The organism is Thalassospira indica (assembly GCF_003403095.1).
Taxonomy (GTDB): Bacteria; Pseudomonadota; Alphaproteobacteria; order Rhodospirillales; family Thalassospiraceae; genus Thalassospira; species Thalassospira indica.
On sequence record NZ_CP031555.1, the window covers coordinates 1,088,655 to 1,103,097 of the forward strand.

The following is a 14,443-nucleotide window of genomic DNA, read 5'->3' on the forward strand; positions in this document are numbered from 1 at the left end:
AAGCATGGCAGATATCTCTACACGCAAGGTCAACCCTCTTTTCCTGAGGGAAGAAGAGCTTAGGCAAGGCATTGAATTGCTGTTCTATGCCTATCGTGATTTTACCGAAGTCGCGGACCAGATGCTTGCGCAATATAATTTTGGTCGCGCCCACCATCGGGTCATCTATTTCGTCAGCCGAAACCCCGGTATTACGGTCAGTGACCTGTTGTCGATTCTCAAGATCACCAAGCAGTCCTTGTCGCGCGTGCTGGGTCAATTGGTGCGTGAAGGTTTCATCGAACAAAAGACCGGTGTGCAGGACCGCCGTCAGCGTTTGCTGACCCTGACTGAAAAGGGCGAGGCGCTTGAGCGCGAATTGACCGAACAGCAACGTGCCCTGATTGCGGCGGCCTATCGCGAGGCCGGGGCAGAATCGGTCGAGGGGTTCCGCAAGGTCATGATGGGCATGATGGATGAAAAGGACCGCAAGCGGTTCGAGGATGATGGCCCCGGTGGCCTGCGCCGCCGTGCCGGATGAGGCGGTTGTGAGATCTGTCATAATTTTGACGTCGTCATGCTTACGCTTTTGAAAGACTTTGCAGCCAAATTGTTCTCCAGCGATCCTGAACCCAGGGAAATCCGATGACCGGTGCTGATCAGCCACATGTTCTTGTGGTCGATGATGATGACCGTTTGCGTGACCTTCTTACCCGCTATCTGGGCGAGAACGGCTTTAACGTATCTGCCGCACGAGATGCTGCGACTGCGCGTGCCAGTCTTGCGGGATTGCAGTTTGATCTGATCGTTCTTGACGTTCTGATGCCCGGCGAAAAGGGCGTTGATCTGGCGCGCAGCCTGCGCGAAAGCGGATCAAAGGTTCCGATCCTTCTGCTTACCGCACTGTCCGAGACCGAAGACCGCATCGCAGGTCTTGAAGCCGGCGTGGATGACTATCTGGCCAAGCCGTTTGAGCCGCGCGAGCTGGTGCTTCGCATTGAGGCAATCCTGCGTCGCTATGGCGAACTGCCTGAACCCGAAAGCCCATCATCGCCAGACCCTGATGATACCATGGCATGCTTTGGCGCGTTCCGGTTTGATATGACACGCATGATCCTGCAACGCGGTGATGAGCATGTCTATCTGACGACCGCTGAGCAGGCCTTGCTGGTAGCCCTGATCAAACGCCGCGGTCAGACCACATCGCGCGAGCAACTTCAGGACATGATCAGCGGCAATGCCATTGATCCTAGCGCGTCGCGCAGCATTGATGTGCAGGTCACCCGCCTTAGGCGCAAATTCGAAGAAGACCCGAAGCAACCAAGATACTTGCAGACAGTACGTGGTCAGGGCTATGTCCTGTATACGGATTGAGGAACGCAAAATGAGCGACCATGAAAACGGACAGGGATAAGCAGCGTGGGTAGCGAACAGAACGGACGGATCAAGTCATTGATGCCGACGGGGCTTTTGGGCCGGTCGCTTCTGATCCTGATGACGCCGATGCTGCTGTTGCAGATTGTTACGGTGCTGATCTTCTTTGAACGGCACTGGGACACAGTTGCCCGCCAACTGAGCCGGGGGCTTGCCGGTGATGTTGTTTTCGTGATCGACTATCTGGGCCAGTATCCTGATCCGGACCATTACGAGTGGATTCAGAACACGGCACGCGCACGTATGGAGCTCGACCTGTTTTTCGAGCGTGACGCGATCCTTGAGCGCCAGATTACGGAACCGCCGTTTGGATTGGTGTCCGAGGAATTGTATGTCGCGCTGGATGAACGCCTGCAGCGGCCGTTCTTCTTTGATCTTGACCTTGATGACCGCAAACTTGAAATCCGCGTACAGTTAAAAGACGGGGTGATGTCGATCATCGCCCCGCGCAAGCGCCTGTACAATTCGACCACCTATATCTTCTTTATGTGGATCGCGGGATCGGCATTGATCCTGTATGGGGTAGCGGTGATCTTCATGCGCAATCAGGTGCGGCCGATCCGACGTCTGGCAAAGGCCGCCGATCAGTTCGGGCGCGGGGTTGATGTTGATAACTTCAAACCCGAAGGCGCGGCCGAGGTGCGTATGGCGGCGACGTCGTTTATGTCGATGCGTGATCGCATCGGACGTCATCTGTCGCAACGAACAGCCTTGCTTGCCGGAGTGTCACATGATTTGCGCACACCCTTAACCCGCATGAAGCTTGAACTGGCCATGCAGCAAAGTTCGCCCGGTGTTGATGCCCTGAAACAGGATGTCATCGACATGGAACGCATGGTCGATGCCTACCTGGCATTCGCGCGCGGCGAAGAGGGCGAAAAGGCAGTTCTGACCGATATTGGCAAGCTTTTGACCGATCAGGTTGGCGAGGCATTACGTGACGGGCAGCAGATTGATCTTCATATCGAAGACAGTCTAGAGATGGAGCTGCGTCCGCAATCGATGAAGCGTTGTATTGCAAACATCATGTCCAATGCCGGGCGGTATGCGACAAACCTGTCGGTGCGTGCCGGCCGTCGGGGGCAGGATTACGAGATTGTCTTTGACGATGATGGTCCCGGCATTCCGGCTGACAAACGTGAAGAGGTGTTCAAGCCGTTTTACCGTCTTGAAGAGTCGCGCAATCAGGCGACCGGCGGGGTTGGCCTTGGCATGACCATCGCACGTGATTCCGCACGTGGTCACGGTGGCGAGGTCCTGCTTGAAGATGCGCCGGGCGGTGGGCTTCGCGTGCGGCTGGTTCTGCCGATCGGGCATTAAGGTCTGAGTATTAAATTGCAAAAGCCCCGCCATTGAACGGCGGGGCTTTTTGTTTGAGGGGTGCGGGTTATCAAAAGAAGGTCGCAATTTCCGAGAGGTCCTTTTTCTCGGTCGCGTGGGCCGGGATGGTGGCGTCCGCTGCTGGGTAGCCGGTGACCAGCAGGATGTAGGGCTTGTTATGATCCGGACGGCCGCAGATATCGGTCAGGAAGCTCATCGGGTTTGGTGTATGGGTCAGGGTGGCAAGGCCAGCGCGGTGCAGGGCGGCAATCAGGAAGCCCGTGGCGATAGAGACGGATTCCGGTACGTAATAGTTTTTGCGCAGTTTGCCGTCGGCCGAGGTGCTTTTGCGTTCACCAAAAATGCAGATCAGCCAGGGGGCGGTTTCCAGAAACGGTTTGGCGTCATCTGTGCCTAGTGGTTTGAGGGCAGCGAGCCATTCTTCGCCCGCACGGCCTTCATAAAAAGCGCGTTCTTCTTCCTCTGCCGCCACACGGATTTTGCGTTTCATCGCCGGATCGCCAATCACCGAGAAATGCCACGGCTGATGGTTGGCCCCGTTTGGTGCGGTGCCCGCAGCACGGATGCAGGTTTCAACAATGTCGCGTGGCACGGGGCGGTCAGAGAAATCGCGCACGGTATGGCGGGTTTTGATGTCGTCGTAAAATTCTTGCGCGCGGGTGCGCATTTTTTCCACGTCATATTCGCGATAGTCGGGCAGCGGAATGGGAATAAAGTCTGTGGTCAGAGGCTTGTTTGACGACATGGCGCTTCCTGATTGTTTTTGTTTATGGGTAAAGCCTGATCTTATGAAGCGTTGATCTGTGCGACAAGGTCAAACGCCAACAACACACAGACGTGAGAGACGAGCAATTACCCACCAACATCGCCCGCATTCATTGCGATGTGTCATTGCATCAAGTGGCAGGCGGGCTTATCAAACCGCACAGAGATTGGTTGGCGTGGGACCAATTCGTTTCGGGGGCGGATGGTTCGCAAAATGGTATTTCACACTAAATATACATAAAATTATGTAATTCACACAAAATGACAATAAATTTTGATTGTTTGCTTGCGATATACGCTTGATTGATGTTAAATCGCGGCAACTTGGCATGGAATGCGTGCCGGGATATATACTCCGTGTTTCCCGCCACGGTTCCACACTCAGACAGACGAAACGGATTGATGTAGCGTTATGGCCAGCAATTTAAACGAAGAAACCGTCACCTATGTCCACCACTGGACTGACACTCTCTTCACGTTCAAGACCACCCGTGATCCGGGCTTCCGATTCATCAATGGTCAGTTCGCCATGATCGGCCTCGAAGTTGATGGCAAGCCGCTTTTGCGCGCCTATTCGATGGTCAGTGCGAATTATGATGAAGAACTTGAATTCTTCTCGATCAAGGTGCCGAACGGTCCGCTGACATCACGTTTGCAGCACATCAAGGTTGGCGACAAGATCCTGGTCGGGCGCAAGCCGACCGGAACCCTGATTCACGACAACCTTTTGCCGGGCAAGAACCTGTGGCTGTTGTCGACCGGTACGGGCCTTGCGCCGTTCATGAGCGTGATCCGCGATTACGAGACCTATGAGCGCTATGAGAAGGTGATCCTGGTGCATGGTTGCCGCGAAGTCCGCGAACTGGCCTATCAGGAATTCATTCACAGCGAACTGCCGAACAACGAATTCTTCGGCGAAGATGTTCAGAACAAGCTTCTGTATTATCCGACCGTCACCCGCGAAGAGTTCAAGCATCAGGGCCGTATCACCGAGCTGATGGAATCGGGCAAGCTTTATGATGACCTTGGTCTGGAAAAGCCGACACTTGAGAATGATCGTTTCATGCTGTGTGGCAACCCGCAGATGATTGCCGATACCCGCAAGATGCTTCTTGAGTGGGGTGGCAAGGAAGGCAACATGAACGAGCCGGGCCACTTCGTGATCGAAAAGGCGTTTGTCGAGAAATAAGTATCCAGCCACATTTTGGCCTAAAGATCAGAAGGCAGCATCCGTCGGGTGCTGCCTTTTTTGTTTGGACGAAATCCGGGAATTATACCGGGTTGTATACATAGGTATATATACCTCCCCAAATGGGGATGTTTGGAATTTTCGCAGTCGCGTAATTTGAGCTCATGAAGCGTCAGGTTTGGAAACTTGTTCAATGTCCTGGTGCGGTGTCAATGGAGACAAAAATGGGTTTTTTCAATATTTTCAAACGTTCCGGTTCCCAGGTCGCTGTGATGACCCTGGATGCGCTGGATAAATCACTTGCTGTGATCGAATTTGATCTGCAAGGCAATGTTCTGCACGCGAACAATAACTTCCTTGATGTGATGGGCTATGAGCTTTCCGAAATCGTGGGCAAGCGCCACGCACTTTTCGTGCCCGAGGAAATTCGCAAAAGTCCCGATTACGAGGCCTTCTGGTCTGATTTGCGCAAGGGTGTATTCAAGAGTGCAGCGTTTCCGCGCATTACCAAAACCGGCAATCGCGTATGGATCGAAGCAACCTATAACCCAGTATGCGATAGCAAAGGCAACGTTATCAAGATTGTGAAGTTTGCCTCGGACATCACCAAGCGTCAGGAAGCATTGGCCAACTATGAAGGCAAGGTGAATGCGATCAATCGTAGCCAGGCCGCGATCGAATTTGATCTGAATGGCAAGATACTTGATGCGAACGACAATTTCCTGTCCGTGATGGGTTACGAACTTTCCGAGGTTGTTGGCAAACATCACAGCATGTTTGTGGACCGGGCCTATGCCAACAGCCGCGAGTACGCTGATTTTTGGCGGGAGCTTGCCAAGGGGAATTTTGTATCACAGCAGTTCAAGCGCTTTGCCAAGGGTGGCAAGGAAATCTGGATCGAGGCATCCTATAACCCGATCTTCGATCCCAATGGCGTGCCTTTCAAGGTCGTGAAATACGCGACGGATATCACCGAACAGGTACAGCTTTTGACTGATCTTAAGCTGATGATCGACAATAATTTTGGCGAAATTGACCAAAGCCTGAGCGAGCTTGATCAACGATCCACGGTTGCCCATTCGAGCTGCGAGGAAACGTCTTCGAACGTGCAAACCGTTGCGGCGGCGGCGGAAGAACTCGCGGCATCCATCGCTGAAATTTCGCGCAGTATGTCAGATGCACGTGTATCAACCGATCAGGTGTTTGAAAAATCCATTGCCGCAGGCGCATCTACCGAGAAGATGAATGAGGTTGTTACCGCGATGAGCAGTATCATTGATGTCATTCAAGGTATTGCAGGGCAGATTAACCTTTTGGCGTTGAATGCGACGATTGAGTCGGCCCGGGCAGGCGAAGCAGGCAAAGGTTTTGCGGTTGTTGCCAATGAAGTCAAAAACCTGGCCAATCAGGTTGCCAAGGCCACCGAACAGATTACTGGCGAGATCGAAGGTGTCCAGAACATCGCTGGCGAAGTAACGAGTGTACTTGGTTCAATCCGTTCAGAAGTTGAAGGCGTGCTGAACAATGTCACCACGATTTCGTCGGCCGTCGAAGAGCAGACTGCGGTAACCCAGCAGGTTTCAAGCAACATGCAGAGCATGGCGAACTCTGTTGAGCAGTTCGCAAGCAGCGTGAACTTTATCCGAGATGCATCAGCTGTCGTTTCTGGCACTGTAGGGCGAACCCGTGAGGCAGCACTGGTGCTTTCGCGCTAAGGGCGTCGGGCCCAAAGCTCTGACGATTTTGAACAAAAGAGGCAGGATGATTTTGCATTCTGCCTCTTTTTTTGTTTGTGAATGCATTGCTATGAAGTTTATACCAAAATATATACGTAGGTATATTAACCCTCCCCAAATGGGGATATCGTATCAGGCATGGTCAGGCGATAGTCGGCACATCAAATGAACCCGTTTAGCGTAGTTGCGATATGCCGGAGTCGTCCATGAATTCACTGACATCCATAACTGTTGAAGCCGCTGATGAGTTCGATGACGTCTTCGGCTTGATTGACGCGTCGTTTTCTGTCGCGGAGCTGGACCTGACGGGCAATGTCATCCGTGTAAACGATAATTTCCTTGCATTGACCGGATATGACGAAAAAGAGGTTCTGGGCCGTCACCATTCGATGTTTTTGTCGGACGATGTGGTTGAGGCGGCTGAGTACGGTCTGTGTTGGGTTGATTTGCGGGCCGGTAAATCCAAAAGTGTTATCTTGCCGTGGATCACCAAGACCGGGGAGCGCAAGTGGGTTGAAGAAACCGTCGGTCCGGTGAAAGATCGCAATGGCAAGGTCATCCGCATTGTCCGGCTTGGCGTTGATGTCACTTGGCGTCATGACAGTTTGGCCGACCTGCAGGGCAAAGTGGACGCGATTGAACATAGCCAGGCGGTCATTGAGTTTGATGTCGCGGGCAACGTCCTGACAGCCAACTACAATTTCCTCGTCGCCATGGGTTACAGTCTGTCGGAAGTGGCAGGCAAACATCACAGCATGTTTGTTGATCCCGAATATGCCGCGAGTGCCGAGTACCGTGCATTCTGGCGATCGCTGGCAAAGGAAAAGAACCGCGCCTGCCAGTTCAAGCGTTTTGGCAAGGACGGTCGCGAGGTCTGGTTTGAAGCAAGCTATAGCCCGGTTTACGGGGCGGATGGCAAAGTGTGTAAGATTGTCAAATTTGCCACCGATATTACCGAACAGGTCACGTCACTGGCTAATTTGAAATCGACACTTGAAGCCGGTTTCGACGAAATTGATCAGACCGTTGGCAAGATTGACCAGCGTTACGAGGATATTGCGGCGTCATGGCGTCGGGCGCATGCGCATCTGGAAGTCAGCGCGATGGTCGCCGGACGGCTTGTCAGCAGTGTGGATGAAACAGCCCAACGCATGACCGAGCTGCGATCGGTTGCCGATCACGCATTCGATCATGCAATTGAAAGTGACGGGGCGATTGCATCGATTGAAAAGGCACTTGATGTATTGCGCGACTGCGCACGTGATGATCCCGCCATTATTGAGCAGATCGAAGTTTTGGAAAAATGCGTCGGTGAAACGGCACGTGTTTCAACAGCTGTCCGGGGGGATCTTAAGGCGATGCTCAGTCGGGTGGCGGTGGTGTCGCTGGCTGTTTCACAGCAAGCTGAAATCACCCATCAGGTCAGCAGCGAGATGCAAGGCGTACAGACTTCCCTTGAGACATCCCAGCGTTCGTTCAACGACATGATCAAGGCATCAGAAGGCATTCCCCTGATTGTTGGTCGAACGCGTGAAGCATCGGGCATTTTGGCACGCTAACCCTGCCGGGAGCGTGACACGAGCGGGAAAAGGGCGGGTATCGCAATGACGATATCCGTCCTTTTCTTTTGTGCCTAACGCTACGTGCTCTAGAACAGGCGTGACCCGTTTGGCACATCCTGATCCGGGCGGATCAGGACAATACCCTTGTCGTCATCCCCGTCCGGAAAACCAAGACAGAGGAATTCCGACATGAAGGGGCCGACCTGTTTTTTGGGGAAATTGACCACACCGGCGACCTGACGGCCGATCAGCTTTTCGGGGGTGTAGTGTTTGGTGATCTGGGCCGATGTTTTCTTTGTCCCGATCTCGGGCCCGAAATCGACCCAGAGCTTTAACGCGGGGCGGCGGGCCTCGGGAAATTCCTGTGCGTCGATCACGGTGCCGACCCGAATGTCGACCTTCAGGAAATCATCAAAACTGATTTCGGTGCTCATGGCTGTCTCCTTATTTTGGAGTCAGCTTAGTGAGATCAGTCGAGACTGATAAGCCCAAACCATCAACGCGATATGAATTCCGGAGTTTGAGCAAAAACACGTGATTGGGGACAGGGGCCACAAAAGAAAAATGGCAGGACCAAAAGGCCCTGCCATCAAGTAGATTACGGGAATTTAACAGCCAAAGCTGTTACTTCGAAGCTGCGGTCTTTTCGATAGCAGCTTTGAATTCGTCAAGGGATTCGGTAAAGCGAGTCTGCAGAAGAGCAAGCGCTTCTTCCTGGGACTTGGTTACCAGACCTGACAGTTCCTTGGCATTTGCAAGGGCTTCTTCGTAAGCCGTTTTTGCAGCTTCGGTCTGTTTTGCAGCCGAAGCCATCGGGTCGTCAGCAGAAGTAGCAGCGAAATCTTTGCCCTGAGTCTGAACTTTATCCAGCAGCGTTTTGAAGATCTCACTCTGGCGCTGAGCGACAGCCTGGAAACCGTCGAAGGCCACCTTGTTGGCTTTGGTGAGGGCTTCCACGTTTTTACGCTGGAAAGCCATCATTTCGTTCACGTCTACACCCGGAACTTTGAAATCCGCAGTGTATTTGGTGAAGTCGAGATCAAAGAACGGATTGGTTGCCTTTTTTGCGGCGGTCATGGTTTGCACTCCATTAGTTTGCGACAGATATGCAATGAGGCGCTATTGTGCGCCGCACAAATTCAACTGCAATATGCCGGAATGATCGCCTGTCGTCAAGGATTATTTTGCACTGCACAAAAACTTATAGGTTATTGTTTTGTGTCGAAAATATAACCTTGGGTGTGTATTCGAATTTCGCGTTTCAGATCAGGATATTAGCTGTTGGTGGTCGATGAGGTCGCCTGATCGGACGGGGTTTCGGCCGGTGTGGCGTCCCCGTCGCGCGACGGTTTTTTGAACGAAAAATTCCGGCACCGTTTCCTGATTTTACCACAAATCGATGATGCTTTGCCAAGACCCTTTTCAACCTGACGGTCCCAATTGGCGGCCTTGGAAAGTTCGCGATCAAGATAGGCCATGGTCGGGCCAAAATCGGTGCTGTCATCATCAAGCCAGTGTTTGAAGGTCTTGGCGTAAACGGCTGTCAAGCCGGCAACCCGCATGCTGCCATGAAGGCCCGCTGTTTGAAAACCGGCGGCCTCCAGCATCCAGCGCATGGCGCCAAAATGGGTCTTGATTGCGCGCAGCCCGTCGGTCGGGCCAAGGTCCCCCCCGGCATTGATGATCGATCGCAGTGCCGGGCGGTAATCAGAGAGAATATCAAACCGCGCCATGATCACCGCGATCAGGCGGTCATGACCGGGTTCGTTGAAATCCTCAGAGTCGATGTCGGCCAAGACTTCGCGGTCAACGCGTTTGACAAAGCGACGCAGAAGATCGCCCTTGCTGCTGCAATGGTCGTAACATTCGGCAACCGAAACGCCGGCTTCGGTTGCGATATCAAGCAGAGTGACATCATGCCAGTCCTTTTCTGCGGCCAGTTTCAGGGCCGCATCGATCAGGAGATTGGGGATATCCTTCTTGGGTGGCATGATGTTCTCCTTGGGTTGGGTTTCTTCGGTCGAGGGCGGGTGTTAGCCTGCAAGTTCCTTGGACCGATCACGGGCGGCGGCAACCGCGCGCGTCATCAATTCGGGCAGGCCGGTTTTTGGATCCATCAGAACATTGAGTGCGGCCGCCGTCGTTCCGCCGGGGCTTGTGACGTTTTCGCGAAGCGTTGCGGCACTTTCTTCGCTGGCATCAAGCAGGAAGCCCGCACCAACCACAGTCTGGCGGGCAAGGGTCATCGCCTGATCGGCCGGAAGGCCGGCAGCCTCACCCGCCTGCGCCATGGCTTCGACCAGATGGAAGATATAGGCAGGCCCGCTGCCCGACAGGCCGGTGACAGCATCCATCAGGCTTTCATCCTCGATCCAGGACACCATGCCGACGGCTTCAAGCAGGGTCTGGCACATGTCGCGCTGGGCGATGCTGACATTTTCGGTCGGGCACATCACGGTCATGCCACGTGACACAGCGGCGGGTGTGTTGGGCATGGCACGCACGATGCGGGCATGTTCGCCAAGGTGGCTTGTGAAGAAGTCGATTGTTTTGCCTGCGGCGACGGACAAAAAGACCGTTTCGGCGCGCACCAGCGGTTTATAGGAGTCAATCAGATCGGGCAGGACCTGTGGCTTGACGGCAAACAGGACAACCTGCGGAATGAAGTCTTCGCGGATGTGATCAATATCGGGAACGCCATTAATGCCGTATTGCGCTTCAAGCTTTTCAGCCGTTTCGGTCTGTTCAACGATAAAGACGTTCGATGCCTGAAGCCCGCGGGCCAGCCAGCCTTCGAGCATGGCACTGCCCATCTTGCCACAGCCAACCAGCAAAAGACGCGTATTCATAAATCCTGCTCCGCTTTAACCATCGGGTTTGGTTGATCATGCGTTGATCAACACACTTGATGCAATGCCGTAGCGATCTTCTCAAGGTGGGTCAAGTCAGTGCCAACGGCAAGAGGGGCTTGCTAACAGCCTGTGTTTGCAGGCGATTAGCCTTGATAAGGATACTTTGGCGGGCAAGGGGCGGCTTTGCGGAATTTTCTGTTGTGAAAGGCGGCTTGGGAAGCCGGTTTGCAGGATTTGTGTTGAATTGGCGTCTGGCGGCAAAGGCCCAAAAAAAATCAGCCGAAAATGACAAAGGACGGCGATGAGGCCGTCCTTTTCAATGCAAGCTTATCAGAGGTTTTCTTATTAAGCCTGACCGGCAGGTTCGAGCATCGCGTGCATCAAGGCTTCGTCCGGGGTTTTTCCCTGGCCAAGCACAAAGTTAAACGCCGGGAAGAAACGTTCGCATTCCGAAAGCGCGATATCGATCAGTTCTTCAAACTGTTCGACCATCGGCGGGACATCGCCGCCAAACAGCAGGGTGTGGCGAAACAGCGGCATGTTTTCTTCAAGCCACAGACCGAAATGCCCGATCCAGAGTTGTTCGTTACATTTGGCAACCAGTTCGTAGATGCGCGGGCGCAGCGGTTCGGGCACGAACAGATCAAAGCAGCACGCGATATGAAGCGCCTCGGCATCTTCACGCCAGGTGAAATAGACCAGATAGGTGCACCAGTGGGCCGGAATTTCGACCACAATCTCGTCCGAGCTGCGGCGTTCCAGATGCCACTGGTTGGTGCGGGCGATATCCTCGACCAGGATCAGCGGGTTTTCATCGCCGATGTCGCCGATATCTTCCATTTGGTCGTTCATTAATACCCAGCCTGTTCAAGCATGTGCGAAAGGGCGCGCACTATATGCCGGTGAACGCTTTGTTTCAACCGCTGCTGCGCGCAGGACAGCAATGAATATTCGGATCATTGTCACCCGGCCTGTTTACCCGGTCTCTTTGCCCGGTCTATCTGATCGACCGTCAAGCGGCCCTGCTTGTGACAGCAAATGTTGGCGCAGGCGCATAAAACGCCCGCGTCATTTCGCATATATGGGGAGTTATGTGGGGATGGTCGCCCCGATCAGGCGTCTTTTTTTGCCGCCGTTTTGGGGGCAGCTTTGGTCGTGCTGCGTTTGGCGGCCGGTTTCTTGGCGGGCTCGGCAGCATCAAGGCGCTTTTCAAGATCGGCAATCTTGGCTTCGAGCGCATCGATGCGTTCGGCGGCACGGACAGCAACATCGTGCACGACGTCATATTCCTCGCGGGTGACCAGATCCATATTGAGCAGGATCTTTTCAAACTGCTGGCGGATCATGGCATCTACTTCGCCTTTGACACCGGTCATGGTGCCCAATGCGGAATTGGTGACACGGGTCAGGTCATCGAGAATGCGGTTGTTGATCTGCATAGTGGTCTCCGGCTTTTTTAAACTGTTGTTGGGCATAATATGGCGCATCATCGGCTCAGGGCAAGCCGCACGTCATGAAGCGGACGTGACGATAGCGTTATTTTGGATGGCTTTTCTTGCTCCAGATCAGGGGCGGTCTTATAAAGTGTCGACAAACGTGATCAGTCGCCTTGGCCCATCTGGGCAGGGCGGCCCCGTCAGGAGAATGCAATGCTTATCGTCACTGGTGGTGCCGGATTTATCGGTTCCAATATTGTTGCTGCCCTTGAAGAGCGTGGCGAAACCGACATTGTTGTCGTTGATCGCCTGCGCGATGGCATCAAATGGAAAAACATCGCCAAGCGGAACCTGCGTGACATTGTTCATCCCGATGAACTGCCGCATTTCCTTGAAGAGCATGCCGGCAATGTCGAGGCGATTTTCCATATGGGCGCGATTTCCGCGACCACGGAAACCGATGCCGACAAGATCGTCGTCAACAACTTGAAACTGACGGCCTGGCTTTGGGAATGGTGTTCGCGCCACTCATCGCGCCTGATTTATGCATCCTCGGCGGCAACCTACGGCGATGGCAAGCAGGGCTTTGATGACAGCTTTGATGACGCCGATCTGGCGAAACTGGCACCGCTGAATGCCTATGGCTGGTCCAAGCATGCAACTGATCGCCGGTTCCGCCGTATCCTCGATCAGAACGGTTTCCGGCCCAAACAGTGGGCGGGGCTTAAGTTCTTTAACGTCTATGGCCCGAACGAGTACCATAAGGGCGGCATGCGATCCGTGGTGTCGCAGCTGTTTGACAAGCTTTCAAACGGCGAGACCGCGACCCTGTTTAAATCGCATCATCCCGATTACGAAGATGGCGGCCAGTTGCGTGATTTCGTCTGGGTCGGTGATGTGGTCGACATCATCATGTGGCTTTATGACAACCCGCAGGTCAGCGATCTTTTCAATATCGGCACCGGCAAGGCGCGCAGTTTCAAGGATCTGGCACTGGCAGTGTTTAGCGCCATGGGCAAGGAGCCCGATATCAAGTTCGTGCCAACGCCTGAGGCGATCCGCGACAAGTACCAGTATTTCACCGAAGCCAATATGACCAAGCTGCGCGAAGCGGGCTATGGCAAGGAAATGACATCGCTTGAAGAAGGCGTGCGGTCCTATGTGCAGGATTATCTTGCGACCGAGGATCCGTTCCGCTGAGTGTCGCCTGCATGGTTTGGAGTGGGTTTGCCATGATGCTGCCCAACTCCTTTGCGACCTCAGAGCAAACACCTCGCCGATAAACACCCAACCTGCTGATCCGGAGTATTCCAGATGCTGAGTCTTGCCTTTCCGGCGATAGACCCGATTGCGATTTCCATCGGCCCGATTGCCATTCGCTGGTATGCGCTGGCTTATATTGCCGGTCTGCTGCTGGGCTGGAAATATGTGGTCTATTACTGCACCAAAACGCCCAACATCATGAGCAAACGCGATGTTGATGACTTGCTGTTCTGGGCAACGCTGGGCGTGATCCTTGGCGGGCGGTTGGGCTATATCCTGTTTTACAATCTGGATTATTATCTGGATAACCCGGCCAATATCCTCAAGGTCTGGCAGGGCGGTATGGCGTTCCATGGCGGGTTCATGGGGGTGATTGTTGCGATCATTCTGTTTGCCAGAAAGCGCAATATTTCGATCCTTGCCGTGCTGGACGCCGCAGCCGTGGCCACCCCGATTGGGCTGTTCTTTGGCCGGATTGCCAACTTCATCAATGGCGAATTGTATGGCCGCACCACCGATGTTGCGTGGGGCTTTGTATTCCCCAATGGCGGTCCGGAGCCGCGCCATCCAAGCCAGCTTTATGAAGCAGCGCTTGAAGGCCTGATCCTGTTTGTTGTGCTGTTTATCCTGTCGCGCAAGGCGTTCGTGCGCCATCGTCCGGGGATCCTTGGCGGGACGTTTGTTGCGGGTTACGGCATTTCGCGGATCATCGTCGAATTCTTCCGCCAGCCTGATGCGCAACTTGGTTACCTTGCCGGGGGCATTACCATGGGGCAGGTTCTGTCGATCCCGATGGTGCTGGCCGGGATTGGCTGCATTGTCTATGCGTTGAAATCCAAACCGATTGAAACCCGCATTCACCCCAAAGAAGCCGAAAACGCGTAAT

Annotated in this window: 15 protein-coding genes; 8 read left to right on the forward strand and 7 right to left on the reverse strand. The window is 53.8% G+C overall.

What is annotated here, in order from left to right; all coding sequences use genetic code 11:
- Nucleotides 1–4: 4 nt before the first annotated feature.
- The 3 genes from DY252_RS05195 to DY252_RS05205 all read left to right on the forward strand — a co-directional run bounded on the left by DY252_RS05195 (nucleotide 5) and on the right by DY252_RS05205 (nucleotide 2,733).
- The gene (locus DY252_RS05195) at nucleotides 5–520 is read left to right on the forward strand and encodes a MarR family winged helix-turn-helix transcriptional regulator (RefSeq protein ID WP_008889456.1); all 516 of its coding nucleotides are present in this window, start codon (nucleotides 5–7) and stop codon (nucleotides 518–520) included.
- A gap of 104 nt (nucleotides 521–624) precedes the next feature.
- Nucleotides 625–1,353, forward strand: coding sequence for a response regulator (locus DY252_RS05200; RefSeq protein ID WP_064787377.1), 729 nt, complete (start codon nucleotides 625–627; stop codon nucleotides 1,351–1,353).
- Between the two features lie 45 nt (nucleotides 1,354–1,398).
- Nucleotides 1,399–2,733 carry an ATP-binding protein gene (locus DY252_RS05205; protein WP_231959610.1) on the forward strand — a complete coding sequence of 445 codons (1,335 nt, stop codon included), beginning with the start codon at nucleotides 1,399–1,401 and terminating at the stop codon, nucleotides 2,731–2,733.
- A gap of 70 nt (nucleotides 2,734–2,803) precedes the next feature.
- On the opposite strand, the gene DY252_RS05210 is transcribed toward DY252_RS05205, so the two are convergent.
- Nucleotides 2,804–3,499, reverse strand: a complete 696-nt coding sequence (locus DY252_RS05210; protein WP_064787376.1) for a nitroreductase family protein — start codon at nucleotides 3,497–3,499, stop codon at nucleotides 2,804–2,806.
- A 432-nt stretch (nucleotides 3,500–3,931) separates the two neighbouring features.
- Here DY252_RS05210 and DY252_RS05215 point away from each other — a divergent pair, with 432 nt between their 5' ends.
- The 3 genes from DY252_RS05215 (at nucleotide 3,932) to DY252_RS05225 (ending at nucleotide 8,003) form a co-directional block, all read left to right on the forward strand.
- The gene (locus DY252_RS05215) at nucleotides 3,932–4,708 is read left to right on the forward strand and encodes a ferredoxin--NADP reductase (protein WP_063088712.1); all 777 of its coding nucleotides are present in this window, start codon (nucleotides 3,932–3,934) and stop codon (nucleotides 4,706–4,708) included.
- A 224-nt stretch (nucleotides 4,709–4,932) separates the two neighbouring features.
- Nucleotides 4,933–6,423, forward strand: a complete 1,491-nt coding sequence (locus tag DY252_RS05220) for a methyl-accepting chemotaxis protein (RefSeq protein WP_064788223.1) — start codon at nucleotides 4,933–4,935, stop codon at nucleotides 6,421–6,423.
- A gap of 227 nt (nucleotides 6,424–6,650) precedes the next feature.
- Complete coding sequence (locus DY252_RS05225; protein ID WP_165374896.1) at nucleotides 6,651–8,003, forward strand: PAS domain S-box protein; 1,353 nt, start codon at nucleotides 6,651–6,653, stop codon at nucleotides 8,001–8,003.
- An 89-nt stretch (nucleotides 8,004–8,092) separates the two neighbouring features.
- Here the strand turns inward: DY252_RS05225 and DY252_RS05230 are convergent, their stop codons facing one another.
- From DY252_RS05230 to DY252_RS05255, 6 genes are all read right to left on the reverse strand, one after another.
- Nucleotides 8,093–8,440: a tRNA-binding protein gene (locus DY252_RS05230; protein ID WP_063088715.1), complete on the reverse strand. Its 348-nt coding sequence runs from the start codon at nucleotides 8,438–8,440 to the stop codon at nucleotides 8,093–8,095.
- Between the two features lie 190 nt (nucleotides 8,441–8,630).
- Nucleotides 8,631–9,083, reverse strand: coding sequence for a phasin family protein (locus DY252_RS05235; protein ID WP_063088716.1), 453 nt, complete (start codon nucleotides 9,081–9,083; stop codon nucleotides 8,631–8,633).
- 197 nt (nucleotides 9,084–9,280) lie between these two features.
- The gene (locus tag DY252_RS05240; protein WP_064787374.1) at nucleotides 9,281–9,997 is read right to left on the reverse strand and encodes a TetR family transcriptional regulator; all 717 of its coding nucleotides are present in this window, start codon (nucleotides 9,995–9,997) and stop codon (nucleotides 9,281–9,283) included.
- 42 nt (nucleotides 9,998–10,039) lie between these two features.
- On the reverse strand, nucleotides 10,040–10,855 hold the full coding sequence (gene proC, locus DY252_RS05245) for a pyrroline-5-carboxylate reductase (RefSeq protein WP_064787373.1): 816 nt from the start codon (nucleotides 10,853–10,855) through the stop codon (nucleotides 10,040–10,042).
- A gap of 348 nt (nucleotides 10,856–11,203) precedes the next feature.
- Nucleotides 11,204–11,710, reverse strand: a complete 507-nt coding sequence (locus DY252_RS05250; protein WP_120224348.1) for a type III secretion system chaperone family protein — start codon at nucleotides 11,708–11,710, stop codon at nucleotides 11,204–11,206.
- A gap of 260 nt (nucleotides 11,711–11,970) precedes the next feature.
- Complete coding sequence (locus DY252_RS05255; protein WP_064787372.1) at nucleotides 11,971–12,297, reverse strand: accessory factor UbiK family protein; 327 nt, start codon at nucleotides 12,295–12,297, stop codon at nucleotides 11,971–11,973.
- Nucleotides 12,298–12,507: 210 nt separating this feature from the next.
- Between DY252_RS05255 and rfaD the strand changes: the two genes are divergently transcribed.
- Together rfaD and lgt are read left to right on the forward strand one after the other, a co-directional pair.
- Nucleotides 12,508–13,494 (forward strand): ADP-glyceromanno-heptose 6-epimerase, encoded by a 987-nt coding sequence (rfaD, locus tag DY252_RS05260; RefSeq protein WP_064787371.1) that lies wholly within the window; start codon nucleotides 12,508–12,510, stop codon nucleotides 13,492–13,494.
- A 114-nt stretch (nucleotides 13,495–13,608) separates the two neighbouring features.
- On the forward strand, nucleotides 13,609–14,442 hold the full coding sequence (gene lgt, locus DY252_RS05265; protein ID WP_174713872.1) for a prolipoprotein diacylglyceryl transferase: 834 nt from the start codon (nucleotides 13,609–13,611) through the stop codon (nucleotides 14,440–14,442).
- Nucleotide 14,443 lies beyond the last annotated feature (1 nt).